Raw genomic sequence first — 26,290 nt, forward strand, 5'->3', positions numbered from 1 at the left:
TTTTATGCAAACTATTCAATTTAATAAACAACATACTATAGCTCGATATACAATGCGCAAGAATTTAATTTTAGGTGCACTCTTTATATTTTCAGGAAGTTATTTAATAGCTCAAGAAAAAGAAACCGATACAAAAGAAAAGGAAGAAGGATTGGGTACAGAAGTGGTAAATGTGGTTAAACCGTACACCCCGACAATTTCTGATGCCAATAAGATTAAGGAAACACCCTCCTTATCCGACTCTATTACAACTTCAAAAAAAGATATTCAATACAATATTTTTTCGGTTCCCGTAGCCTCTACGTTTACGCCTGCCAAGGGAAAAGCGACAGGACTTGAAAAGGCGGCCAAGGAGCGTTTGTATAACTCTTATTTATCGTTAGGGGTTGGTAATTACAATACCGCTAAACTCGATTTTTATACAAGTCGCGATTTCAGCCGGGACGAAAGTTTGGATATTATGCTAAACCATCATTCTTCGCAAGGGGGAATCGACGAAGTGTTTTTAGATGATAAATTTTATAATACAGGTTTGGAAGCCTATTACCGAAAACGAGATCGCTACATGAGCTGGGGCGTAAATGGAGGTTTTAAACACCAAATTTATAATTGGTATGGAATTCCATTGAATGTTTATTCTGAAGATGAGGTCAATAGTATTGATGAAAAGCAAAGCTATTACACAGGTTTTGTGGGTGGAAATTTAGAATTTGAAGATTCGTATTTTACAGGTGGTGAAATTTATTACCGCCGCTTTTGGGACGGATTTTCTTCTGGGGAAAATAGAGCAGTTCTAAAACCAAAGTTTCAATTTCCGGTAGGGCAAGAGTTGGTTAATTTAGACGTGGAAATAGATTATGTAGGAGGGAGTTTTGATAGAACATACACCAATGAAGATGAAATTAATTACAGTAATTTGTTTGGAGGGTTCACTCCAAGTATTCAAATTTTAAGTGATAATCTCGTTTTTAATTTAGGGGCTTCCATTTTTTACAATCAAGACCTGGAAAATAGCGATGGCGATTTCTTCTTTTATCCTAAAGTAGATGTTTCTTACAATGTGGTAGCAGAATATGTAACTGCTTATGCAGGAGTAAATGGAGAATTACAGCAGAATTCCTATTATAATTTTGCACAGGAGAATCCGTTTGTATCCCCAACTATTAATGTATTGCCTACCGATCAAAAGTACAATGCATTTGCAGGGGTTAAGGGACGATTTCTGCCAAATGTTGGGTATAATTTAAAAGGATCCTACAAAGCAACTAACAATCAGTATTTGTACCGTTCGAATTCTTTTTTTACGATCGACGACATAGATGATATAAATACAGAAGGATATGCCTATGGAAATTCTTTTGGGGTGGTTTACGATGATATTAAAACAATTTCGGTTTTTGGAGAGATTAATGTCGACCTCAATAGGGATTTAACCGTAGGGTTGAATGGGGAGTTTTTAGACTATTCCACCGATAATCAAGAAGAAGCGTGGAACCTTCCTTCCCTAAAAGCGTCCTTGTTTGGGAATTATACCATCGGCAAGTGGTCTGCCGGTCTGCACGCATTTTATATAGGGGAAAGAAAAGACTATATAGGGATTCCCAATCAACCAAGCTCTACGAGCAGGGAGATCGTAAACATCGACGGATATTTTGATTTAAATGCCAATGTAGACTATAGTATTACAGACCAATGGTCGGCATTTATCAAGGCGAGCAATATTACAGGAACGCAATACGATCGTTTGGTGAATTATCCAGTGCAAGGATTCCAAATCTTGGCTGGGGCCGCCTATAAATTTGATCTGTAATTAAAATTTAAATAAACTCTTTTAAAAAAGCTGAGGTGTTAATGTTTATCATTCACTTCAGCTTTTTTATACATATCCTTTAATGGCAGTAAATAGATTAAGCGAAAGTTTATAAAGCCATTCCAATTGCTCGGAGATAATGCGAATTTCCTTTAAATATTCCCGCTGTTCCATGCTTATTTCCAGTTTTCCGGCGTCTATTTCGCGGTCTCTTTCCGCAGAGAGCTCTTCAAAAATCTGTTTTAAATATTTTTTGGAAACTTCTAGGTCTGTTGCCTTTTTAGGTTGAAAGCTGTTGTCTTCTAATATTTCTAAACAGTTGAAAAGTTCCTGCTCGATGGCATTTATATAATCATCAAAATATTTGGAAGCTTCGGTGGTGTGATGTATCTGAATATACGTGCCAAGAGAGGCCGTTGCCGATAAAAGCGTGTTTTGTGTTACCACAATTTGGTAGAGCCTATCCAGCTTTTGTTGTTTGCGTTTGGGTTCTTGTGTCATTCTTTGAAAGCCCGCATGTAAATTTCCGATAGCGATAAAAGCGTGTTTTCGGGAGATTTTATATGAAGTTTGCGTTTTCTCTTTCTTGTGATACAAATTTTTTACTTGCTCCAAATAGTTTTTATTGGTTTTAACAGCTTCCGCAATAAGCGATTTTATATTCTCGCTTTCCCAAGCGGGCCATAAAAGTAAATTGGTCATACTCGCTAGGCCGGCTCCAACCAAAGTATCAATAATTCTGTATTGAATAATGCTAAAAGCATCTGGATAAAGCATGGCATATACAAAGATGATGGTAAGGGTAATGAATACAGCCGATGCTTTGTAGTTTTGTTGAATAAAAGTAAAAGAGAGCGTCATCGCTATAAAGGTTATAGCAATATAAATGGCAATATTATTAGTAAGAAGCACGATACCTACTGCTACAGCCCCTCCAATTAATGTTCCCAAAATACGTTGGCGGGATCTCTCTTTGGTGAGAACATAACCAGGTCTCATAATCACTACAATGGTAAGTATTATCCAATACGCATTTTGCAAGGAAAAAATAGATCCGATGGCATAGCCCAGCAAAACCGTTACCACGAGCCGTAAGGAGTGTTTAAAAATAGGCGATTTGAGGGTTAGGTTTTCAACTAAAACCTTAAAGCTGTAACTCTGGTTGGTAATAAATTGCAACCGATCTGCTTTCTTTAAAATAGAAACTTTAGGGGTGAAGTTATTTTTTATGATATTTTCAATCGCAATTACTTTTTGAGATTGTCTTTCCGTATAATCAAAAAGATTTCTAAGAATAAGGATGGCATCCCTGTTCTTTTTAATATCTACGTTGCTTTTGAAGCTTTCAATGGCTTTTTCCGATTTTTTAAGGAGTTTTTCAATAGTACGATCACTGTTGATAGTTTTATTCTTAAACCGTAGTTCGCTAATTTCCAACAGTCGGTCTGCCACTGCCTCCATGGTTTCTCCTATTTGGAGTGCCACTTTTTGAAATTCAGGACTACTGCTATCGTATTTTTTATAGTTGAACGGATTGGCTACCGCAAACTCCAAAATGTCTATGAGTTCTATAAAAATAAGCAATTGCTGGCGCTTCAGTTTTGTAGAGCCCGAACGTTGGCGTTGTGCTAACAGTAGATTTCTTAAGGCTTCGTGTTTTTCATTCAGTTCGTTTTGTAATTGCAATTGCTGGTTTAACACGTTTTCCCTATCCGAAGTAGAAAAAAGAGCTACGCGGGTATTTAGATACGCTGCAGTAAGCTCCATGCAGTCGGTAAGAAGTTCGTCGCTGTATTGTTTGGTTCTAACGGTTTCAAAAGAAAGGGAAATCAACAAATACCAGAGTCCGCCGCCAAGTATGTAAAACGCATTGTATAAAATTTCCATACCGCTAAGGGGGTGTGCAAAACTTAGCGCTACCGCGAGCAGTCCGGAAAAAGCTATAAGGGAGGCCCTAAAACCATATACCGAAATATAAGAATTTACAAATACCAAAATTGCCAATGCTGGGATAAGGAAATAAATGTTTGGAATCGCTAAATGTATAGTGATATAACTGATAATGGCTAAGAAAAGCGAAATAAAAATACCATAGATATGGTGTTTTTTGTTGCCGGGGATATCGCTGGTGGATGCCAAAAGTACTCCGAAAGCAGCTCCGGCACCTACGGTCATATTTAAATAAAAATAGCAAATAGCAATGGCGCTAAAGGCAGAAATACTTATGAGCAGCCCTTTGGTGAAATTATAGCTTTTTAGGAATTGTATGGCTTTTTGCATTATTTGCTAAAAAATTTTCATGCAAAGGTACGTTAAGGACTTTGATTTTATGAAATCTTCAAAATAAATATATATTACTTTCCCGATACGTGATTAAAAGAATTAGTTCTAGTTTTGAAAAACTCCTTATCCACAGAATAGTAATCAAAAGCTCCGAAAGCAGGAGCGGAGGTAAGGAGCGACGCGGAGTTTTGATTTCGGTTTTTCGACTTCATGGTCGAAAAAATTCCTTGGATAAGGCGCCTTTTTCTTTGTTTCGTTTCTTTTGGGCGAGCAAAAGAAATGAAAGAATATTTTATGAATCGACAAATATTATATTTACTAATGTAAAACTAAACTAGAACTTAAGCATTTTTAAAGAAGAACGCATTCTTTTCAACCCAAAATATACATTATATTTGCGGTAGCAATAAAAGACACAACAATTCCATGAGCAATACAATTACAACTACCGATTTTAATTTTCCGAAGCAAAAAAACGTTTACAAGGGAAAGGTTAGGGAAGTTTATAATATTGATGATGAAATACTGGTTATGATAGCCACCGATAGGCTTTCTGCTTTTGATGTTATTATGCCTAAGGGAATTCCATACAAAGGTCAGATTCTAAATCAAATTGCCACAAAAATGATGGACGCCACAAAGGATATTGTGCCTAATTGGTTGTTGGCAACCCCAGACCCCAATGTGGCTGTGGGACATTTGTGTGAACCTTTTAAAGTGGAAATGGTAATCCGCGGTTATTTATCGGGCCATGCTGCTAGGGAATATAAAGCCGGGAAGCGTTTGTTGTGTGGGGTAGGGATGCCCGAAGGGATGAAAGAGAACGACAAATTTCCTGAACCAATAATTACGCCTTCTACCAAGGCAGATCAAGGCGATCATGATGAGGATATTTCGCGCGAAGCTATTCTTGAAAAAGGAATAGTTTCTGAAGAAGATTACCTAGTACTGGAAAAATATACTCGTGCATTATTTCAAAGAGGATCCGAAATTGCGGCAGAACGCGGACTCATACTTGTTGATACCAAATACGAATTTGGAAAAACAAAAGATGGAAAAATTGTGTTGATAGATGAAATCCATACCCCAGATTCTTCAAGATATTTTTATGCTGATGGATACCAAGAACGTCAAGATAAAGCCGAGCCACAAAAACAACTTTCTAAGGAATTTGTGCGCCAATGGCTTATAAGTAATGGTTTTCAAGGGAAAGAGGGACAACAGATTCCCGAAATGGACGACAATTATATTCATTCAGTTTCCGAAAGATACATCGAGCTTTACGAAAAAATCACAGGTGAAAAGTTTGTAAAAGGAGACGTAAGTAATATTCAAGAGCGCATAGAGAAGAATGTTTTAGAGCATTTAAAAAAATAACAGGACAAGAGAGCATGATCCCTTGTTGCATACTCCACTTACATCACTGCATAAAGCGTTTACAGGGCTGCATAGCCCACTTGCATCACTGCATAAAGCGTCTGCAGGGCTGCATAGCCACTTACATCACTGCATAAAGCATTTACACGGCTGCACAACCCACTTACATCACTGCATAAAGCATTTACATGGTTGCACAGCCCACTTACATCGCTGCATAAAGCGTTTACATGGCTGCATAGCCCACTTACATCGTTGCATAAATTGTTAATAAAATGTTAAATACACTAATGTTTTAAATAGTTGCACTTGGTGTTAGTAGACTATGCTAGTCATTTAAATCTATCACTGACGTTTACGCATGATTGTAATTTCTTTGTAGAAAACGGTTTTTATCCATTTTTTCGCTCAATTACGTCGCATAAACTATTAACCACAAGTAATCCTCGATGAACTCCGTCGAAATACCTACCATAGATTTTTTTGAGAATCGTATTTGTGCTTTATTTATTGAATTGATTTTCAGTTAAATATGCTATTTTCAAGGTATTCAACTAGACGCTAAGTACTTTAAATGCAACGTTTTCGTATTAGGTTGTTTTTATAAAAATAAGTACTTTAGTCAGCATGAGTAATTACCACATCAAACACTTAGAGGAGTATTTTCAAGTTTACCGAAAGTCAGTTCGCGACCCAGAAAATTTTTGGGGGGAAGTTGCCGAAGAGCACTTTTTATGGCGAAAAAAATGGGACAATGTTTTAGAATGGGATTTCACCAAGCCCGAAATTAAATGGTTTCAAGGAGCCAAATTAAACATTACCGAAAATTGCATCGATAGGCATTTAAGAACACGCGGCAATAAAACTGCCATCATTTGGGAGCCTAATAGTCCAGACGAAGAGGCGTTGCATATTAGTTACAATGAATTACATGAACGGGTTTGCAGGTTTGCAAATGTTTTAAAATCAAAAGGGATTAAAAAGGGAGATCGCGTATGCATTTATCTTCCTATGATTCCAGAATTGGCTGTTTCCGTTTTGGCTTGTGCCAGAATTGGCGCTATTCATTCCGTAGTTTTTGCAGGATTTTCATCCACAGCGCTTTCCACTAGAATCAATGATGCCGATTGTAAAATGGTTATCACTGCAGATGGTTCTTTCCGCGGAAGTAAAACCATCGACCTTAAAGGGATTGTAGATGAAGCTTTGGAAGACTGTCCAAGTATTGAATCAGTTTTGGTTGCCAAGCGTATTGAATCTGATATTAATATGAAGGAGGGGCGTGACGAGTGGTTGCAGCCTTTGTTGGATGATGCAGAACAAACTTGCGAACCAGAAATTGTAGATGCTGAAGATCCACTTTTCATTTTGTATACTTCCGGTTCTACGGGAAAACCGAAGGGGATGGTTCACACTTCGGGAGGCTATATGGTTTATACGGCGTATACTTTTAAAAATATTTTTCAATACCAAGAAAACGATGTGTATTGGTGTACGGCAGATATTGGTTGGATTACCGGGCATAGTTATATTGTGTACGGACCCCTAGCCAACGGCGCTACTACAGTAATGTTTGAAGGCGTTCCTTCGCACCCTGATTTTGGGAGGTTCTGGGAAATTGTAGATAAACATAAAGTAAATCAGTTTTATACCGCGCCAACCGCTATTCGAGCGTTGGCAAAGAATAATTTGGACTTTGTCACAAAACACGATTTGTCTTCACTAAAAGTATTGGGATCTGTAGGAGAGCCCATTAATGAGGAGGCTTGGCACTGGTATAATGACAACGTTGGAAAAAGCCGATGTCCTATTGTAGATACGTGGTGGCAAACAGAAACAGGAGGGATTATGATATCTCCCATTCCGTACGCTACGCCAACTATTCCAACGTATGCAACTTTACCGTTGCCAGGAATTCAACCCGCTTTAATGGATGAAAACGCCAAAGAGATTAAAGGGAATCTTGTGGATGGCCGTTTATGCATTAAATTCCCGTGGCCGTCTATTGCTAGAACCATTTGGGGGAATCATGAGCGTTATAAAGACACCTATTTTTCAGCCTACGAAAACATGTATTTCACGGGAGATGGGGCGCTTCGTGATGCCGTTGGGTATTATAGAATTACGGGACGTGTAGATGATGTGGTAATTGTCTCCGGACATAATTTAGGTACAGCGCCTATTGAAGATGCCATCAACGAACATCCTGCTGTGGCGGAATCAGCAATTGTAGGTTATCCGCATGATGTAAAAGGAAATGCTCTGTACGGATTTGTAATCTTAAAAGAAGTAGGGGAAACCCGTGACCGTGAGAACTTGCGAAAAGAAATCAACCAACAGATCACAGAACATATCGGTCCGATTGCTAAATTGGATAAAATTCAGTTCGTAAGCGGATTGCCAAAAACGCGGAGTGGAAAAATTATGCGTAGGATTTTACGGAAAATAGCATCCAACGATCTCTCCAATCTAGGAGACACCAGTACGCTATTAAACCCCGATGTAGTCGATGAGGTAATAAAGGAGAAAATTGATTAATTTTTTAAACTGAAATTAATAACACCAACCCCAATGACTTTTATGGTCTTTGGGGTTTTTAGATTATTTATCAATGAAAATTAAATTAGTAGTATCAATAATATTAGTAATATTTTTAGGTCATAACATTTATGCGCAAGTCTCAAAAGATTCACTTTTGAAAAAGGATGTCAAAATGTTAGTGGAAGAAATGCAATTTATGTACGGATACGATCAAACGATGCGTGAGTATATTAGTTATAAAACTTTCGATAAATCTGAAACGGATAGTATTGAATCCCTTTCTGAAAGTTTGAGAGAAAGGGAAATTCTCAAAAGGCAATTTGAATCAGATAATTTTAAAAATTACATATGGATTAATTACATAAACCCAAAAGATGCTGAGCATACCGAAAGAATGATAGAAATCATAAGAAAATATGGGTTCCCAACCATCGATAGAATTAAAAGATATTATAAAAACGACTTTGTCGATTCAGAATTTAATCCTTTAATTATCCTAATCCATTCACCGAGAAAATATTGGGCTGAATTAAAAGAAATTGTTTATAAGGAACATACTTCTGGAAGAATAAATCAATGTGAATATGGATACTTATTGTGGCAATTTACGGGAAGGGAGAGTTTTCAGCCAATGCTTGAAAACGGTTACGAAATGGTTCGGGAAAATGGTAATATTACATTGAAGTCAACCTGTAAATAAATTAGACTGACTTTTAGCCGCAATTCAAGCCGGGTGGAAAACCTACACTTTCTTTAAAATATGCCTTGCGCGTGCTGTGTAGGCAGCAGAATGATTTGGAATGCCGTTGAGCAATGTTTGTTTTAATTCAGGATAAATCCAATTGTATTTTTTTCCAAGAAGAAAAAGGCTGTGCATAGCGTAGGCCTTGGTAGCTACTTTAACATCGGCAATTAACCAATCGAAATTTATTTCTACTAATTTTTCGAGTTGTTCTTCCTTTAAAAACTGCTTAGTATCCTCATTATTACTTTTAAAGTAAGCCTCGCATAAAAGTTCACAAACCTTTGCCATGGGACGAATGGAAGATTCATTTCTTAAAGACGGTAATTGTTGAGTAAATTCATTTAAATGGGGGTATAGCAAGTCCAATTTACTCTTGCATACATATTCTGTTACCCAACAGGCTTTATGGGCAAGTTCTTCATCGTTGGAAAAGCAATATTTTAGCAGCTCCGGAAAGTACTCTTGGTGTTCCAGAATAAAATTTGCTGCCTTTTGGCGGTGTTCCCTATAACCGCTTACGTAAGAAAGTTTAGTTGCTAGCTTCTTATTCAATTTATATTTTCCTTAAATTAGAGCTCTAATAATTATGGACTTAATTTAGTCAAACCTTTTATTTAAAACAAATGGAAGGTGGCTGTAAACAACTTAGAAACTAACACCCTATGAAGTTATTTAAACGAATTTTATTTTTTTTGTTACTAGTACTTATTGTAATTCAATTTTTTCCTCCTTCCGAAAATAAATCTGATACCACACCACCGACAGACCTTCTATTGGTGGAAAATACCCCAGGTAAAGTGGAAGCCATTCTTACCAACGTTTGTTACGACTGCCACTCCAACAACACCATTTATCCATGGTATGCAGAAATAGAACCAGTTTCTTATTGGTTAGCGAGCCATATTGAAGAAGGGAAAGAGCATTTAGATTTCTCTCAGTGGGATTTATATTCAGCTAAAAAGAAAGCCCATAAACTGGAAGAAGTTGCCGAAGCGGTAACAGAAGGTTGGATGCCGTTGGATTCTTATAAATGGATGCATGGCGATGCCAATCTTACTGAGGAAGAAAGTAAAGCAGTGGCCGATTGGGCAAACATGCTACGCCTTAAGTATGTAAAAGCCGAGAAACCGCAATAGGGACACCCACAGAAGCTTTTTCGGCTATTATTTCGAGTCCGTCGATGGCATTTTCATCAATCGATGGCCTCGGATCTATAAAATAGATGGGCGCTTCATAAGGTTTGTAATCTACCAATCCAGCTGCAGGATATACCTGCATGGAGGTACCTATAACCATTACGATATCTGCCTGGGATACTTCTTGGGCAGCAACTTTTATAAGTGGAACCGCTTCGCCAAACCATACTATGTGTGGCCTAATTTGGCTATGATGCTCGCAGAGGTCACCGAGCTTTATATCTTCTTTCCAGTCGAAAACCAAGTCTTCGTCGAAAGTGCTTCTTGCTTTTAAAAGTTCGCCATGGAGATGTATAACATTACTGCTTCCAGCACGTTCGTGTAAATCGTCTACGTTTTGGGTAATTATAGTAACATTATAATCTTTTTCAAGTTCTGCCAATGCTTTATGCGCTTCATTTGGAGTAACTTCAAGTAGTTGCCTACGTCTCTCGTTGTAAAATTCCAGTACCAATTCTTGGTTGTATTCCCAGCCTTTTAAAGAGGCAACTTCCATTACATCATGTCCTTCCCAAAGTCCGTCAGCATCCCTAAAAGTTTTCAATCCGCTTTCGGCACTTACACCAGCTCCGGTAAGTACAACTATCTTTTTCATACAATCAAAATTTGTTATAAAGTTTCATTACTTCGGAAGTTATTGTTTTCTTTATTCAGAAACAAAACAATCCCATAAAATGTAAATGTTAAAGTAAATGTAACGGCCTAAGTTCAATTCAGTAAGAAAACTTATTTTTACAATTCAATCTAAAAAATACTATGAAAATTATATGAAAGATAGCTATAAAATTGCCATCGTAGGTTTAGGCTATGTTGGTTTGCCCTTGGCAGTGGAATTTGCCAGAAAAGGATTTTCGGTAATTGGTTTTGATATCAATGAAAAAAGGGTAGGGGAGTTAAATGCTGGTAAAGATGTTACCGATGAGGTAACCAGTGAAGAATTTGAAGATGCCCAAGGAATTGTTTTTACGGCCAATGAAGAAGATTTGGATGATTGCAATGTTTTAATCATTACCGTGCCAACGCCTGTAGACGATTTTAAACAACCAGATTTGCGACCTCTGTTGGCCGCAAGTGCTACTGTTGGGCGTCATCTTAAAAAAGGTGATATGGTAATTTACGAATCCACCACCTATCCCGGATGTACCGAAGATGATTGTGTTCCAGTTCTTGAAAAGGTAAGCGGACTAACATATAATGAAGACTTTTTCTGCGGATATTCCCCAGAACGTATCAACCCGGGTGATAAGCAACGTAGGTTGAGAAATATTATGAAGGTTACCTCGGGAAGTACTCCCGAAAAGGCCGAAGAAATAGACCAACTATACAAAGCTATTATTGAAGCCGGTACTCATAAAGCTTCCAGTATTAAAGTGGCGGAGGCTTCTAAAATTATTGAAAACACACAAAGGGATATAAATATTTCTTTGGTGAATGAATTGGCCTTGATTTTTGATAGAATAGGGGTGGATACTGTAGAGGTTTTAGAAGCTTCTGGAACCAAGTGGAACTTCTTGCCGTTTAGACCTGGTCTGGTGGGAGGACATTGTATTGGCGTAGATCCCTATTACTTAACCCATAAAGCAGAACGTTTGGGGTACCATCCGCAGGTCATTCTATCTGGTAGACGTATTAACAACAATATGGGGGTTTTTATTGCCAATAAAGTGGTGAAGTTGATGGTTAGGGATCAATTACCGATAAAGAATGCGAAGGCCTTAGTGCTGGGAATGACTTTTAAAGAAAATTGTCCGGATGTTAGAAACTCTCGTGTAATTGATGTAATTGATGAATTAAGCGGATTCGGACTGCAAGTGGATACGTATGATCCTTACGCGGATAAGGAAGAGGTTAAGAAGTATTATGGCGTAGAATTGATCGATGAGCTTAAAGAACGTTATGAGACCATTGTTTTAGCGGTTGGTCATGATAAATTTGCGACCTTGGATTTTGAAAAATTAAAATCGAGTCCGCGTACGGTAGTTTACGATGTAAAAAGCTTTTTACCGAAAGAACAAGTTACGGATAGACTCTAGGGATTTACGAGTTACGATTTTTGATTTACGAATTTTGAAAGCGTAAAAAATGTTTTTAGGGAATCGCCTCAAAACCTATTTCACAGGTCAAGGGAAACAAGAATAGAATGGTTAATAAAGATAAAAATAAGTTGAAAGTTTTAATCACTGGTGGTGCCGGTTTCATTGGCTCTCATGTGGTTAGGCTTTTTGTCAATAAATATCCGAATTATGAAATAGTAAATTTAGATGCCCTAACCTACGCTGGTAACTTGGAAAATCTAAAGGATGTGGAGAATGCCTCCAATTATAGCTTTGTAAAAGGAGATATTACCGACGCCAGTTTTATACATAAAATATTTAGCGAATATCAATTTAATGGGGTTATTCACTTGGCTGCCGAAAGTCATGTAGACCGTTCTATTGCAGACCCTCTGGCTTTTGTAAAAACAAATGTAATTGGTACCATGAATTTATTGAATGCTGCCAAGGAAAATTGGAAGGGACAATTTGAAAATAAACTCTTTTATCATATCAGTACCGATGAGGTTTATGGCTCCTTAGGTGAAAGTGGTTTGTTTACGGAGGAAACCAATTACGACCCGAATTCTCCTTATGCGGCTTCAAAAGCTAGTTCAGATCACTTTGTTCGTGCCTATGGTGAAACTTATGGTTTGCCATATATTATTAGTAACTGCTCCAATAATTACGGTCCGAATCAGTTTCCAGAGAAACTCATTCCGCTATTTATCCACAATATCATACAAGAACAGCCGCTACCGGTTTATGGAGATGGAAATTATACCCGGGATTGGCTTTTTGTAATCGATCATGCCCGGGCCATAGACCTTATTTTTCACAATTCAGAAAAAAATAAAACCTATAACGTAGGAGGATTTAACGAATGGAAGAATATCGATTTGGTTGGGTTGCTATGTAGAATTATGGATAAAAAGCTTCATCGACAGGAAGGAGCTTCGTCACAATTAATCACATATGTAAAAGATCGCCCAGCTCATGATTTAAGATATGCTATTGATGCCTCTAAAATTAATAAGGACTTGGGCTGGAGGCCTTCCGTTACTTTTGAAGAAGGTTTGGAAAAAACGATCGATTGGTATTTGGAAAATCAAAAATGGTTAAAAAACGTAACTTCGGGAGCTTATCAAGAATATTATAAGGAGCAGTATAAATATTAATTTGTCACAGGGAATATTTTTATTTAAAATTAATAGATAGCAATTGTTTGTTTAGTCTAAAATAGATGTACTTTCTTTATATACTGAAAAGATATATATTTGTGATATAAAATTAACGCTTATGAAAACCGTATCATTAAAAATAGATGATTCTGTATTTAGCGAGACTGAAAAAATACTTGCTCGAATTAAAAAGCCACGGAACCGATACATCAACGAAGCGATTGAACACTATAATAGGATTCAAAGAAAAGAGTTTTTGGAAGAAAAATTAAAGATTGAGTCCAGAATGGTTGAGGAAGATTCAATTTCTGTGCTTAGGGACTTTGAAGGGTTGGACTATGCGGATTAAGCAGTACGAAATTTGGATAGCAGATTTAAATCCTCAGATTGGTACTGAGCCGGGAAAAACAAGACCTGTTTTGGTTGTTCAAACCGATTTAATGAACAAAATTCCACATCCATCAACAATCATTTGCCCGATGACGACTAATATAAAAATGGAGTCTGAAATTTTGAGGGTTCATTTAAAAAAGGGAGTAGCAAATTTACATGAATCATGCGATGTGATGATAGACCAAATACGCGCCATTGATAATAAACGTCTTGTAAAGAGAATAGGGGCTTTGCCAAATGAATTGATTGAAAAAGTAAAAGAAAATATTCAAGTCGTATTAGATCTAGAATATTAGATTTCATGTATATCATTAAAGTTCTTAAAAGCATTAAATTACAACCAATACAATGAAAGGAATAATTCTCGCTGGCGGCTCTGGTACTAGGTTACACCCTTTAACATTGGCTGTAAGCAAACAGCTCATGCCAATTTACGACAAGCCGATGATTTATTACCCGCTTTCAACCTTAATGAGTGCCGGTATCCGCGAAATCCTAATCATTTCCACGCCTAAAGACTTGCCATTGTTTAAAGAACTCTTAGGAGATGGCAAAAAGTATGGCTGTCTATTTACCTATGCCACCCAAGAGCATCCCAATGGCCTAGCCGAAGCCTTTCTAATTGGAGCAGATTTTATTGGGGATGATAAAGTAGCACTAATTTTAGGTGATAATATTTTTTATGGAACCGGATTAAGTGAACTTTTACAAGCCAACAATAATCCAGATGGAGGTATTGTTTATGCCTATCATGTCCACGATCCAGAAAGGTACGGGGTTGTGGAATTTAATACCGATGGAAAAGCAATATCCATTGAAGAAAAACCTAAAAGCCCTAAATCTAATTTTGCAGTACCAGGGGTTTATTTTTATGATAATGAAGTGGTTTCAATAGCAAAAAATATAAGGCCGAGCAAAAGAGGGGAACTGGAAATAACTGATATTAATAAAACTTATTTGGAGAAAGGTAAATTGCAGGTGCGTATTTTAGATAGGGGTACTGCATGGCTCGATACAGGAACTTTTCAATCCTTAATGCAGGCTTCGCAGTTTGTGGAAGTTTTAGAAGAGCGACAGGGCTTAAAAATAGGATCCATTGAAGCTACTGCCTATGAAATGGGCTATATAACCAAAACCGAATTTAAAGCGTTGGCTGAACCATTGGTGAAAAGCGGTTATGGAGAGAAACTATTGAGTTTGCTAAAATAAAATAGATAAATCGCAGTGCACCAGAATACGAAAACATCCTTGGATTTATTAAACTATTTGGAGGGTTTTATTACTGAAGAAAGAAAACAACGGTTTCTCGATATTTTAGCGGAAAGGACCAATCATTTTACGGTAGCCATAGAAGATGTTTATCAATTACACAACACCAGTGCCGTTATAAGAAGCTGTGATGCTTTTGGAATTCAAAATGTGCATGTAGTAGAAGAGCAATTTGGGAAACGACTGGATAAAAATATAGCTATGGGATCCCAAAAATGGGTAGATATAAATCGCTATGGGAATACCTTGGATTGCATAGATGCCCTAAAAGCAAAAGGCTACAGGGTTGTAGCAACGACTCCGCATACAAACGCTTCCAACCTAAAAGACTTTGATGTAGAAGTCAAATCGGCATTATTTTTTGGTACAGAAAAAAGCGGGCTCAGTAGAACCGTTTTGGACAATGCAGATGCCTTTTTAAAAATCCCGATGCGTGGCTTTGCTGAAAGTTTAAATATCTCTGTTTCCGCTGCTATTATTCTTCAGCATATTACTTCAAAACTAAGGGACACTTCTGTAGATTGGCAGCTTACTTCCGAAGAAATTTTAGAAAAAAGAATTGACTGGTCTAAAAAGTCGATTCGAAGTATAGACGATGTGCTGAAAGCCTATACTGAAAAATAGCGGGTCTCTACTATTTTTGAAATAAAATCCGTAAATTTAAGAGTATCAATTCTTTAGGTTATGGCAACTGCCTTTCTTTACATCCTTGGAGGAATTTTAATCCTTGTAATATTTCTAACCATCATAGCCCCAAAATCGTATATCGTAAGTAGGAGTATACAAGTGAAAAAACCGCTTCCGGAAGTTTTTGAATATTTAAAATATTTAAAAAATCAACAAGAATGGTCCCCTTGGAGCAAAAAAGATCCTTATATGGAGAATAAGATTCTTGGCGTAGATGGTAAAGTTGGTGCGATAAGTTACTGGAAAGGAAATAAAGAAGTTGGAGAAGGTGAGCAGGAAATTGTAGCCATAAATGAAAACGAATCGGTGTTAACTGAACTTCGTTTTTTTAAACCATTTAAATCAACTTCCAAAGGATTTATAAAGGTGGAAAAAGTACTTCCCGATGTTACAACAATTGTTTGGGGATTTTCAGGGGATTATAAATTTCCCATGAATATTCTAATGATTTTTATGAATATGGATAAAACGGTGGGAAAGGATTTTGAGCAGGGACTTCAAGATCTTAAAAGAAATTTGGAGAGCGATTTTTGAGTACGTTAATTAATTCTTATAAATTATTTTTTAGTGTTCTTTTTCTCTATATTTAGAATTAAATTCAATAATATATGAATTGCTCAAATAATTTATCGGGAAAAGCTCTGTTTACCTTATTGTATTTTTTTGTTGTATCCATTCTTTCTGCACAAGAGAAGAGAGGGTTTTCCTCTGCTCCTTATTTTCAATTCCATCAACAAGCTATTAGTGAAACTTATCCTAATTTGGGCTATTATGTTTATTATCAAAATGCCTTAACCATAAATGTCAACAAATATAGGGCAACTCTAAAGGCAGGCATTGTGGAACAGGGTCTCTATGCGGATGCTGTTTTAAATGGGGTGCCTTTACTGCAAAATTATTATGGAGGGGAGATTGAATATTCTTTGGTCGATTGGATGGGGCTATATGCTCAAGGGCAATATGTGAGCGGGCCTTTTAATCAAAAGAAACGTGTAAATGGTACTACCATGAATCCTTTATTTGCTCAAAGTGGAATAGGAAGTGGTGTAAGGGGCGAATTTAATTCTTTACAGTTTGATCTAGGGGTTCATAAATATTTTGATACACAATTTAAGGAATTCGATGCCGATACGAGGGTAAAAGGAAAGGTGAGCTTTGGTTTTTAAAATGCTAATTTCCTCTATTTAACACCCGGTATTCCTCGTAGCAATTACTAATAGCATCCAATATTTGAAGATCGTTGGCAGTTTCTATAAAGCTATCGGAATAGTTGCAATTTCTAAGCATATCTTCAATATCCACTTTGTCTACTTGCAGAAGGGCCATTAAAGTCTCCCTATCGAATTTGGTAGCCAATAATTCCCTGATTTTATCATCATCCTGCATTTTTCGCAGCTTTTTCATTTGCTGCGGTTTTTTCCCGAAGAGATTATGCAAAAGATCGGCTGGATTAAAAATAGAGCCCATAACATTGGCAAAAGCACTTGGGTTTCTGCTTCCCGCCTCATAACCAAGATTGAGTCCGGAAATACTGTAACGAGCGGATTGATTTATGGGGATGTTCTTTGCGTCTATCTCCAAATAACCGGTAAGCTGAAAAGGCTTAACAACAATTTCTTCCAATGCATATGCCAATTCTGTCAATCCTATTTTTGTATTTTGGAACTTGAGCATGTCGTTAGTAACACGCACTTTTATTTCTTTAAAACCAATGTAAGAGAAATATAAGGTGTCGTTTACCCTTGCAGGAATGGTAAATTCCCCATTTTGATCGGTAATGGTACCAATAACTTGATTCAAGTTAAGTACATGAACATTGTCAATTGGAGCATCATCGGCAGTATTAAAAACAATACCTTTGAGGTCTTCTGAGTTTTCTTGGGAAAAAGAAAGCCCGAAGGACACAAAAGCAAGTATCAAAAGAATTTTTTTCATCACTTCAAACATACTAAAAAAGTAAGCTGATGTCTAAAAATGTGAAAAGTAAGTTTAGTAGGTTTCACAAAAGAACGTTTATAACTGTTGTAAATTGGTACATGGTATAAAGTTCCAACATCATTACATATTGCGGCTAAAAATAGTAAACAAAAGGAAAAAATGCGCCAACAGGCGCATTTTTAATTTATTATTAACTAAAACCTTTTTTTAGATCTTCGGTTACCACCGCCAGACTTGTTTCCTTTTCCGCCTTTTTTACCAAAGCGTTTTTCTCCAAATCCTTTAGAACCTCCACCACTATCGCTTCGTCGGTTTCTTTTACCGCCTCCGCCACCGGAGCGACCGCTACGGCCACGTGAATTTTCCCTAGAATTTTTAGATACTTCTACATTTATAAAGCGTCCGTCCAATTTAAATTCAGAGAACTTGGCAAGAACAGCATCGGTATGGTTTGCATCGGTATTAAAGAAAGAAAAACTTTCTTTTACATCTACTTTAAACACGTCGTCTTTGTCTAAATCCAACTGTTCGCGTAGGAAATCCTTTAAAGTCATCCAATCGTAACCATCTCGGGAACCTACATTAATAAAGTAACGTACTTTTCCTTCTCCAAAAAAATCTTGTGCTCCAGCATCTCCACCAGAAACATTTAAATCTCCTGCCTTTTTATAGTATTCCGCAAAGCGTCCAAACTCTACAGAAACCATTTTTTTAATCAGTTCTTCACGGTTAATCCCATCCAATACATCATTAATAGCAGGCAAATAGTTCTCTACTTCCTTATTGATTTCTGTATTTTTTATTTTGCTAGCAAGGTGATATAGTTGTATTTCGCAAATCTCTTCGGCACTAGGCACTTTTTTGGACTCGAACTTCTGCTGAATTTTACGCTCTATTGCGCTTATCTTACGAAGTTCACTTTTGGTAATAATCACCATAGAAATACCAGACTTTCCAGCTCTACCGGTACGTCCACTACGGTGGGTATACGTTTCAATTTCGTCTGGAAGTTGATAGTTTATAACGTGGGTTACGTCGTCTACATCGATTCCCCTTGCGGCAACATCGGTAGCTACCAACATTTGTATTTGTTGGGTCCTAAAAGATTTCATAACCATATCACGTTGGTTCTGACTCAAATCTCCGTGTAAGGCACCCGCATTATAACCATCTTCAATAAGCTTTTCAGCAATTTTTTGGGTATCGCGTTTGGTTCTACAGAAAACAACCGAAAAAATATCGGGGTTGGTGTCTGCCAAACGTTTTAATGCTAAATAACGGTCTCTACCACTTACTACATAATATTCATGCTGAACATTGGAAGTAGATGCATTTTTGGTTCCTACAGTTACTTCTGTAGGGTTTTTCATAAACTTTTTAGCGATAGTAGCAACCTCTTTAGGCATGGTTGCAGAAAATAACCAAGTGCTTTTTTCTTTAGGTGCATGCGAAAGAATCTCTGTAATATCTTCGTAAAAGCCCATGTTTAACATTTCATCTGCTTCATCGAGTACACAATACTCAATTTTAGAAATGTCTACCATATTACGGCTTATCATGTCTTTCATTCGGCCTGGTGTAGCCACTACAATCTGTGTCCCTCTTTTAACCTGTCTTGCTTGGTCTGTAATACTTGCACCGCCATAAATAGCAGTTACATTAAGAGAGGGTAAATATTTAGAGTATAATTTTAATTCATTAGCAATTTGCAAACAAAGTTCACGTGTTGGGGATAGAATAAGCCCTTGGGTGGTTCTGTTGTTTACATCTATTTTCTGAATCATAGGAAATCCGAATGCAGCTGTTTTTCCCGTACCTGTCTGTGCCAAAGCAACCATATCGGTATCGTTGGCGAGTAGGACCGGAATAGCTTTCTCCTGCACCTCAGAAGGTGTCTCAAAGCCCATATCTGTAATGGCTTTAAGTAGCTGTTCGTTCAGTCCTAATTGTTCAAATTTATTCATATATGTATTTAAAAATAAGGGCGCAAAGGTAATCTTATTAATCGAGATTACACCTTATATTTGCGTATTTATTTTAAACGCTTCTTACTGATAATGAGTTTTTTACTGGAGTATTCCCGAGTTATACTATTTTTAGTATCGGAATAATAGCAATTATGGGGTTGTAAAGCTGAAAATTTATCATTTCGGTAAATCGCTCGACGTTCATCTGTATCACGCTAAAGATGTTGGTAAACAGGAGATAAGAAATAAAAAAAAGATCACTCTAAAGAAAAGGTGCTAGTTGTTTAGATGAATCATGGCAAAAACGGCGTAATTAATCATATCTTGATAGTTGGCGTCAATACCTTCACTCACCAGTGTTTTTCCCTTGTTATCTTCTATTTGTTTAACACGCAGTATTTTCTGTAGAATTAAATCGGTTAAAGAGCTAACCCGCATATCGCGCCATGCTTCTCCGTAATCATGATTTTTATTCAGCATCAATTCTTTGGTAGCTTCCACGTGTTTTGTGTAAAGCTCCACGGCGGCGTCGGTATCGAGGTCGGGTTGGTCTGCAATTCCTTTTTCAATTTGAATGAGCGCCATAATGGAGTAATTTACAATACCAATAAACTCAGAAATCTCATCTTCATCCACTTTTCGTACAGCATTTTCCTGCAAGGAACGAATGCGTTGCGCTTTAATGAATATTTGATCGGTAAGGGATGGAAGTCTTAAAATGCGCCATGCACTCCCGTAATCTTTCATTTTTTTTTCAAACAAATCCCGACAAACTGTAATGACCTCATCGTATTGCTTTTCTGTGTTTTGCATATGCTCAATGGTATTTGGTGTAAATTTCGCTTAAAAATTTCAAATGTTCAAAGTTCGTTTGGTAAACTTTAATTTTTGTAACTTTTCACACTCAATTTCCCTAGAATCTAAATGAAATAATTAAATGACTATTAATTGCAACGGTACGCTTATCGACTTATCCCAACCCAGGGTAATGGGTATTCTTAATGTTACACCCGATTCTTTTTACGATGGCGGAAAGTACTCCAAAGAGAAAGTAATCTTGGATCAAGTAGAGAAAATGCTGGAAGAAGGAGCTACGTTTATAGACGTTGGGGCGTATAGTTCGCGTCCCGGGGCCAAAGATATAAGTTTAGAAGAAGAGTTGTCCAGAAGCGTGCCCATTACCAAAGCTATTGTTAAAAAATTCCCTGAAGCCATGGTTTCCATAGATACATTTAGGGCAGAAGTGGCCATCCAGAATGTGGAGGCGGGTGCTTGTATGGTAAACGATATTTCTGGGGGTACGCTAGATGAAGACATGCTCCCTACCGTTGGGAAATTAGGGATTCCCTATATTATGATGCATATGAAGGGAACTCCAAAAACGATGGAGCAAAAAACCATTTATAGAAATTTTATGCGTGAACTGTTATATTATTTTTCAGAACGGATTGCAGAAGCGCATGCCCATAAAATAAACGATATTATCGTAGACCCAGGGTTCGGCTTCGCCAAGACAATGGATCAGAATTATGAGCTATTGGCAAAACTAAATGTGCTTCATATCTTAAACCTTCCTATTCTTGTAGGTGTCAGCCGAAAATCCATGATCTATAAGTTATTGGATTCAGCCCCTGCCAAAGCACTAAATGGAACAACAAGCCTAAATACATTGGCATTAAGTAAAGGAGCGAATATTTTGAGGGTTCACGATGTTAAGGAAGCTGTGGAATGTGTAAAAATCCATGAAATGATATTAAAAAATACGACAGACATATAAATGTCTTTTAGACTAAGCTAATTTTTATATTTTTACATAAAACCAGAGGGCCTTGGAAATTTTCGATTTCGTAGAATTAAAAATAGTAGATATCATCGATATCTTTTTAGTCGCTTTCCTTTTCTACTACCTCTACAAATTGGTTAAGGGTACAGTAGCCATTAATATTTTTATTGGAATTGTAATTATATACGTAATATACTTGCTTACGGAGGCCCTTAATATGCGTATTTTAAGCAATATTTTCGGGAAGTTTATAGGTGCTGGATTTTTCGCTTTAATTGTAGTGTTTCAACAGGAAATACGTAAATTTTTATTAATGGTTGGTTCTACAAATTTCAGTAAACGGGGTATTATGAAACACCTGAGCTTTTTAAAGCACGATGGTATGGGAACCGATACCAATGTAGATGCCATTATTTCTGCCTGTGAAAAAATGAGTGCCAAGCATACCGGGGCGCTTATTGTGATTGAACGTAACAATTCGCTGGATTTTGTAAAGCATTCGGGAGATCATATGAATATTGAGATCAATCAACCCATAATAGAAAGTATTTTTTACAAAAACAGCACACTGCACGACGGGGCTGCTATAATTGAAGGAAATAGAATTGTAGCAACACGGGCCATCCTCCCAGTTTCAAACGAACGTAATATTCCATTAAGATTTGGTTTAAGGCACCGTGCCGCAATCGGGGTTACTGAAAAGACAGATGCCGTGGCCTTGGTGGTTAGTGAGGAAAACGGACAAATTTCTTATATGAAGAATGGGGAATTCGTGCTCTACAACGATTTGGAAGACCTCAAAAAAATTATCAATCAAGATCTTTCCTAAAAGATTTTCAAACCTATATTTCCTTGTATTCTTAAGTTCCAAGGTTGCTTTGATGTTTCTTGTACATTTTGAGGCGGCTCGTTTGTACACCCGGTACAAATATTATTAGTATCTTTCTTCAATAAGTTGGCGCCTATTTAAAATCATTATTTCTAAAATGTTTTTAACTAATTAAATATTTTGTTTAACTTTATAACGTCAAATATTAAACACTTTATTGTTGTATGCTGAATTTTCAAATTTGTTTTTCATTCTATGGGAAATAAAGTAGTCATAATTGGTTCCGGTTTCTCCTCCTTAGCAGCGGCCTGCTATTTACAAAAAGCTGGAAAAGACGTATTGGTCTTAGAGAAAAATGAGCAGTTAGGTGGTCGTGCCTCGGTGTTGGAGGAGAATGGTTTTAAATTCGATATGGGGCCTTCCTGGTATTGGATGCCTGATATTTTTGAACGCTTTTTTAATGACTTCGGAAAAGAGGTTTCAGACTACTACAAGCTTCAGAAACTTTCTCCTGCTTACAACGTTTTTTTTGGTGAAGGGGATAAAGTGGAAATCCCAGATAATCTTCCGGCCATTATTAACACTTTTGATGCTATCGACCCAGGAAGTGGTATTAAACTCAAAAAGTTTATAGAGGAAGCCAAAAAGAATTATGGTATCGCCATGGATGAGCTTGTTTTTAAACCTGGCATTTCCTTATTGGAATTGGTAACTCCAGATACCATAGCCAGGCTCAATCTATTTGTAACCAATATTTCTTCAGAAGTAAAAAAAATAACCAAAAATAAAAAGCTACAGAGTATTTTAGAGTTTCCAGTTCTTTTTCTGGGAGCCAAACCAGAAAAAACCCCAGCATTTTACAATTTTATGAACTATGCCGATTTTGGTGGAGGTACGTGGTACCCAGAAGGCGGAATGAATGAAATAGTAAAGGGAATGGTATCCTTGGGAGAATCCCTAGGGGTAAAATACCAGACAGGACAGGAAATTGTGGATATAACAGCTAAGGGGAATAGGGTTCAAGCCGTTCAAACCCTTAACCATACTTATGAGTGCGATTTAGTGGTTTCTGGAGCCGATTATGCGCATACAGAAAAACTTTTAAAGCCAGAATTACGTAATTATAAAGAAGACTATTGGAACAACAAAACATTTGCTCCATCTGCATTTTTATATTATATTGGTTTTAAAGGGGATGCAACAGAAGTAGAGCACCACAATTTATTTTTTGATACCGATTTTCAATTGCATGCCGAAGAGATTTACGATAGGAAGTGCTTACCAAAAGATCCATTGTTTTATGCTAATTTCCCGTCTAAAACAGACCGGTCTTTAGCTCCCGATGGAATGGAAACTGCATTTTTTTTAATTCCTGTTGCGGTAGATATAGATGATAAAAAAGAGATGCACGATCAATATTTCAACCTTATAATGGAAAGGTTCGAAAATTGTACAGGTTATAATTTAAAAGATAAAGTAGTTTATAAAAAATCCTTTGGAGTGAACGATTTTAAAGATCGCTATTATTCCTGTAAAGGAAACGCCTATGGTTTGGCCAATACATTAATGCAGACTTCAATTTTAAGACCCGGCATACGAAACAAAAAGCTAAAAAACCTTTTTTATACAGGACAGCTTACCGTTCCCGGGCCTGGGGTTCCACCAGCATTGATTTCAGGGAAAATTGTAAGCAATTATATAATCAAACATTTTAAATCAACTCAAAAAAAACCTAAAGTGGCTTTGAGTTAGTGTACAGAAAGACCTAAAAAAACTATGACTACCAATTATAATTTATACCAAGATGTGTGTAAGGAAACCAGTAAAATGGTTACCAAGAAATACAGTACGTCTTTTTCCCGATCTATTATTTACTTAACCCCAGAAATTCGTGAAAACATTTATAATATTTACGGATTTGTGCGCTTTGCAGACGAAATCGTGGATACTTTTCACGAGCATAATCGTAAGGTATTGCTAGATCGTTTTGTCGAGGATTATCATTTGGCACTTAATCAGGACATTTCTTTAAACCCTATTTTACAAGCATTTTGCAAAACCCAGAAGCAATATAAAATCCCGCAGCATTTGGTAGATACTTTTATTGAATCGATGTACATGGATCTGGGGGAAATGAAAGATTTGGATTCTGAAGAGTACAAAAAATATATTTATGGTTCTGCAGAAGTTGTCGGCCTTATGTGTTTAAATGTTTTCTTAAAAGGGGATAAAGAGGAATATGAAGAGCTGAAACCCTATGCGCAAAGTTTTGGGGCCGCACTTCAAAAAGTGAATTTCTTAAGGGACATAAGCTCAGATTTTCATCAATTAAACCGTACCTATTTTCCAAATGTGGACTTTAATCAGTTTACCTTGGAGGATAAAATGAAGATAGAAGAAGACATCAAAAACGATTTTCACGAAGCAATAAAAGGTATTAAAAAATTACCTTTGTCTTCTCGGTTTGCAGTGTATCTGGCGTATCTTTATTATACCAGTTTGTTTAAAAAGATCAAAAAAACAGATTCAGAATTGTTGTTTAAAAAGCGAATTCGGGTTAATAATTTTGAAAAGCTGTTATTGTTTTCAAGAATTTATGTTCAAAAAAGTTTAAAAATACAAATATGAATTTCATACTATATCCATTAGTTACAATTTTAGTTTTTTGCGCTATGGAAGGTGTTACTTGGTTTACACATAAGTACATTATGCATGGATTTATGTGGTATTTTCACGACGACCATCACCAACCTGGCTATCCGCATGTGTTTGAAAAGAACGACTTCTTTTTCGTGATTTTTGCCATCCCAAGTATTCTGCTTTTCTATTTTGGCGCTGCCAACGGACTCAACGTGCTGTTTTTTATTGGCTTAGGGATTTTATTCTACGGAATCGCTTATTTCTTGGTGCACGACGTATTGATCCATCAGCGGTTTAAGTGGTTTAAGAGAACTAATAATAAATACTTACGAGGCCTGAGGAAGGCTCATAAAATTCATCACAAACATTTGGGTAAAGAGGATGGTGAGTGCTTTGGAATGCTTTTCGTTCCCAAGAAATACTTTAACATGTAGTGGAAAAGTATCTTTATTTAATTCTCGACATTTTCAGTTTTATTGTTCCTTTTGCAGTTAGTTTCGAGCGTAAAAGGTTGCATTTTATTAGGTTTTGGAAACCCTATTTTTTAGCCATCTTATTGGTGGGTTTATTTTTTATCGCTTGGGATGTTTTTTTTACCATTGAAGATGTTTGGGGATTTAACGACCGATATTTAGTGGGATGGGATATTCTACACTTACCTATAGAAGAATGGTTGTTTTTTCTTTTAATACCTTATGCGAGTAATTTTATACACTATTCACTATTGTATCTCTTTCCAAAACCTAAACTTAGAGACCAGCAAACCATACGTATCGCTGGGGTATTGTTTGTAACGGCGGTTTTAATTGCGGTTGTAAATTTTGAAAGAATTTATACGCTTTGCAGTTTTGGTTTGTTTGCCCTGCTCATGTTGCTACAGCTAATTTATAGGTTTAAGGAGCTCAATAGGTATTTGCTATCGTTTCTTATAATTTTAGTGCCTTTCTTTATTGTTAATTCTTGGCTTACTGGTTCTTTTACTGAAGAACCCATAGTTTATTACAACGATATGGAAAACTTGGGAATTCGGTTGGGAACGATTCCGGTTGAAGATATTTTTTACTGTTTTTCACTGCTCTACGGAAGTGTATTGTTATTTGAATATTTTAAAAAGAAAGAATTATGAGTATCACATTATCATATCAATCGGGGATTTATCAGTTAAAATCTTCACAAGTAATTGATGCCAGTATTGAAGAGGTATGGGAGTATTTTTCTAAACCAAAGAATTTAAATTCCCTAACTCCAGAGGATATGGATTTTGAAATAACGTCCTCAATTGTTTCCGAAACATATATTGGTCAAATCATTAGTTATTCCATTTCAATATTTCCACTTGTTAGATCGCATTGGATTACAGAGATTACCCATGTGAAGAATCAACGAATGTTTATTGATGAACAACGTTTTGGTCCCTATGCCATGTGGCACCACGAACATCACTTTGAGACTGCAGAGGGAGGCAAGACCCATATGTATGATATTGTTTCTTACAAACTGCCGCTAGGTTGGCTGGGAAGAATTTTTGCAGGTAAGTTAATAGGGAACCGTGTAAAAAAAATATTTACCTATCGTGAAAAGGCAGTCGACGCTATTTTTAAATAGGATACCTTTTTTA

The 26,290-nt window shown here is 36.8% G+C and carries 26 protein-coding genes; 20 read left to right on the forward strand and 6 right to left on the reverse strand.

Going from position 1 to position 26,290, the window contains the following annotated elements; all coding sequences use genetic code 11:
• Nucleotides 1-4 precede the first annotated feature (4 nt).
• Nucleotides 5-1,810 carry a TonB-dependent receptor gene (locus tag HX109_RS10210; protein ID WP_178951647.1) on the forward strand — a complete coding sequence of 602 codons (1,806 nt, stop codon included), beginning with the start codon at nt 5-7 and terminating at the stop codon, nt 1,808-1,810.
• Nucleotides 1,811-1,876: 66 nt separating this feature from the next.
• Here HX109_RS10210 and HX109_RS10215 read toward each other — a convergent pair whose 3' ends face one another.
• Nucleotides 1,877-4,090, reverse strand: coding sequence for an FUSC family protein (locus tag HX109_RS10215; RefSeq protein WP_178951649.1), 2,214 nt, complete (start codon nt 4,088-4,090; stop codon nt 1,877-1,879).
• A gap of 429 nt (nt 4,091-4,519) precedes the next feature.
• Here HX109_RS10215 and HX109_RS10220 point away from each other — a divergent pair, with 429 nt between their 5' ends.
• The 3 genes from HX109_RS10220 (at nt 4,520) to HX109_RS10230 (ending at nt 8,711) form a co-directional block, all read left to right on the forward strand.
• Nucleotides 4,520-5,470 carry a phosphoribosylaminoimidazolesuccinocarboxamide synthase gene (locus HX109_RS10220; RefSeq protein ID WP_178951651.1) on the forward strand — a complete coding sequence of 317 codons (951 nt, stop codon included), beginning with the start codon at nt 4,520-4,522 and terminating at the stop codon, nt 5,468-5,470.
• Between the two features lie 627 nt (nt 5,471-6,097).
• Nucleotides 6,098-8,008 carry an acetate--CoA ligase gene (acs, locus tag HX109_RS10225; protein WP_178951653.1) on the forward strand — a complete coding sequence of 637 codons (1,911 nt, stop codon included), beginning with the start codon at nt 6,098-6,100 and terminating at the stop codon, nt 8,006-8,008.
• A 157-nt stretch (nt 8,009-8,165) separates the two neighbouring features.
• Nucleotides 8,166-8,711 (forward strand): hypothetical protein, encoded by a 546-nt coding sequence (locus HX109_RS10230; protein WP_255462670.1) that lies wholly within the window; start codon nt 8,166-8,168, stop codon nt 8,709-8,711.
• 42 nt (nt 8,712-8,753) lie between these two features.
• Here HX109_RS10230 and HX109_RS10235 read toward each other — a convergent pair whose 3' ends face one another.
• Nucleotides 8,754-9,308, reverse strand: a complete 555-nt coding sequence (locus HX109_RS10235) for a hypothetical protein (protein WP_178951657.1) — start codon at nt 9,306-9,308, stop codon at nt 8,754-8,756.
• Between the two features lie 140 nt (nt 9,309-9,448).
• On the opposite strand from HX109_RS10235, the gene HX109_RS10240 reads away from it, so the two are divergent.
• On the forward strand, nt 9,449-9,892 hold the full coding sequence (locus HX109_RS10240; protein WP_317170408.1) for a heme-binding domain-containing protein: 444 nt from the start codon (nt 9,449-9,451) through the stop codon (nt 9,890-9,892).
• Here the strand turns inward: HX109_RS10240 and HX109_RS10245 are convergent.
• On the reverse strand, nt 9,861-10,547 hold the full coding sequence (locus HX109_RS10245; RefSeq protein ID WP_178951661.1) for an SIR2 family NAD-dependent protein deacylase: 687 nt from the start codon (nt 10,545-10,547) through the stop codon (nt 9,861-9,863). The two genes, HX109_RS10240 and HX109_RS10245, sit on opposite strands and share 32 nt — an antisense overlap.
• 172 nt (nt 10,548-10,719) lie before the next feature.
• On the opposite strand from HX109_RS10245, the gene HX109_RS10250 reads away from it, so the two are divergent.
• The 8 genes from HX109_RS10250 to HX109_RS10285 all read left to right on the forward strand — a co-directional run bounded on the left by HX109_RS10250 (nt 10,720) and on the right by HX109_RS10285 (nt 16,681).
• Nucleotides 10,720-11,985 carry a nucleotide sugar dehydrogenase gene (locus tag HX109_RS10250; RefSeq protein WP_178951663.1) on the forward strand — a complete coding sequence of 422 codons (1,266 nt, stop codon included), beginning with the start codon at nt 10,720-10,722 and terminating at the stop codon, nt 11,983-11,985.
• Between the two features lie 107 nt (nt 11,986-12,092).
• The gene (rfbB, locus tag HX109_RS10255; RefSeq protein ID WP_178951665.1) at nt 12,093-13,163 is read left to right on the forward strand and encodes a dTDP-glucose 4,6-dehydratase; all 1,071 of its coding nucleotides are present in this window, start codon (nt 12,093-12,095) and stop codon (nt 13,161-13,163) included.
• 121 nt (nt 13,164-13,284) lie between these two features.
• Complete coding sequence (locus HX109_RS10260) at nt 13,285-13,515, forward strand: hypothetical protein (RefSeq protein ID WP_178951667.1); 231 nt, start codon at nt 13,285-13,287, stop codon at nt 13,513-13,515.
• Nucleotides 13,505-13,855 carry a type II toxin-antitoxin system PemK/MazF family toxin gene (locus tag HX109_RS10265; RefSeq protein ID WP_178951669.1) on the forward strand — a complete coding sequence of 117 codons (351 nt, stop codon included), beginning with the start codon at nt 13,505-13,507 and terminating at the stop codon, nt 13,853-13,855. The genes HX109_RS10260 and HX109_RS10265 overlap by 11 nt, the downstream gene beginning before the upstream one ends.
• Before the next feature lie 52 nt (nt 13,856-13,907).
• Entirely contained in the window at nt 13,908-14,768 is an 861-nt protein-coding gene (rfbA, locus tag HX109_RS10270; protein WP_178951671.1) for a glucose-1-phosphate thymidylyltransferase RfbA, read from the forward strand.
• A 15-nt stretch (nt 14,769-14,783) separates the two neighbouring features.
• Nucleotides 14,784-15,452, forward strand: a complete 669-nt coding sequence (locus tag HX109_RS10275) for a TrmH family RNA methyltransferase (RefSeq protein ID WP_255462671.1) — start codon at nt 14,784-14,786, stop codon at nt 15,450-15,452.
• Nucleotides 15,453-15,512: 60 nt separating this feature from the next.
• On the forward strand, nt 15,513-16,049 hold the full coding sequence (locus HX109_RS10280; RefSeq protein ID WP_178951673.1) for an SRPBCC family protein: 537 nt from the start codon (nt 15,513-15,515) through the stop codon (nt 16,047-16,049).
• Nucleotides 16,050-16,123: 74 nt separating this feature from the next.
• A complete protein-coding gene (locus HX109_RS10285; protein WP_178951675.1) occupies nt 16,124-16,681 on the forward strand; it encodes a hypothetical protein in 558 nt (185 codons plus the stop codon).
• A 4-nt stretch (nt 16,682-16,685) separates the two neighbouring features.
• On the opposite strand, the gene HX109_RS10290 is transcribed toward HX109_RS10285, so the two are convergent.
• The 3 genes from HX109_RS10290 to HX109_RS10300 all read right to left on the reverse strand — a co-directional run bounded on the left by HX109_RS10290 (nt 16,686) and on the right by HX109_RS10300 (nt 20,233).
• Nucleotides 16,686-17,450, reverse strand: coding sequence for a carboxypeptidase-like regulatory domain-containing protein (locus HX109_RS10290; protein WP_178951676.1), 765 nt, complete (start codon nt 17,448-17,450; stop codon nt 16,686-16,688).
• 197 nt (nt 17,451-17,647) lie between these two features.
• Nucleotides 17,648-19,417 (reverse strand): DEAD/DEAH box helicase, encoded by a 1,770-nt coding sequence (locus HX109_RS10295; RefSeq protein ID WP_178951678.1) that lies wholly within the window; start codon nt 19,415-19,417, stop codon nt 17,648-17,650.
• A 279-nt stretch (nt 19,418-19,696) separates the two neighbouring features.
• On the reverse strand, nt 19,697-20,233 hold the full coding sequence (locus HX109_RS10300) for a DUF1599 domain-containing protein (protein WP_178951680.1): 537 nt from the start codon (nt 20,231-20,233) through the stop codon (nt 19,697-19,699).
• 124 nt (nt 20,234-20,357) lie between these two features.
• Here HX109_RS10300 and folP point away from each other — a divergent pair, with 124 nt between their 5' ends.
• The 7 genes from folP to HX109_RS10335 all read left to right on the forward strand — a co-directional run bounded on the left by folP (nt 20,358) and on the right by HX109_RS10335 (nt 26,277).
• Nucleotides 20,358-21,197, forward strand: coding sequence for a dihydropteroate synthase (gene folP / locus HX109_RS10305; RefSeq protein ID WP_178951682.1), 840 nt, complete (start codon nt 20,358-20,360; stop codon nt 21,195-21,197).
• Nucleotides 21,198-21,249: 52 nt separating this feature from the next.
• Entirely contained in the window at nt 21,250-22,032 is a 783-nt protein-coding gene (cdaA, locus tag HX109_RS10310; protein WP_178951684.1) for a diadenylate cyclase CdaA, read from the forward strand.
• Nucleotides 22,033-22,287: 255 nt separating this feature from the next.
• Nucleotides 22,288-23,784 (forward strand): phytoene desaturase family protein, encoded by a 1,497-nt coding sequence (locus tag HX109_RS10315; RefSeq protein ID WP_178951685.1) that lies wholly within the window; start codon nt 22,288-22,290, stop codon nt 23,782-23,784.
• A 24-nt stretch (nt 23,785-23,808) separates the two neighbouring features.
• Nucleotides 23,809-24,660: a phytoene/squalene synthase family protein gene (locus HX109_RS10320; RefSeq protein ID WP_178951687.1), complete on the forward strand. Its 852-nt coding sequence runs from the start codon at nt 23,809-23,811 to the stop codon at nt 24,658-24,660.
• Nucleotides 24,657-25,106 carry a sterol desaturase family protein gene (locus HX109_RS10325; protein WP_178951689.1) on the forward strand — a complete coding sequence of 150 codons (450 nt, stop codon included), beginning with the start codon at nt 24,657-24,659 and terminating at the stop codon, nt 25,104-25,106. The genes HX109_RS10320 and HX109_RS10325 overlap by 4 nt, the downstream gene beginning before the upstream one ends.
• The gene (locus HX109_RS10330) at nt 25,106-25,798 is read left to right on the forward strand and encodes a lycopene cyclase domain-containing protein (RefSeq protein ID WP_178951691.1); all 693 of its coding nucleotides are present in this window, start codon (nt 25,106-25,108) and stop codon (nt 25,796-25,798) included. The genes HX109_RS10325 and HX109_RS10330 overlap by 1 nt, the downstream gene beginning before the upstream one ends.
• Complete coding sequence (locus tag HX109_RS10335; RefSeq protein WP_178951693.1) at nt 25,795-26,277, forward strand: SRPBCC family protein; 483 nt, start codon at nt 25,795-25,797, stop codon at nt 26,275-26,277. The genes HX109_RS10330 and HX109_RS10335 overlap by 4 nt, the downstream gene beginning before the upstream one ends.
• Nucleotides 26,278-26,290 lie beyond the last annotated feature (13 nt).

The sequence above is a fragment of the Galbibacter sp. BG1 genome (genome assembly GCF_013391805.1).
Taxonomy (GTDB): domain Bacteria; phylum Bacteroidota; class Bacteroidia; order Flavobacteriales; family Flavobacteriaceae; genus Galbibacter.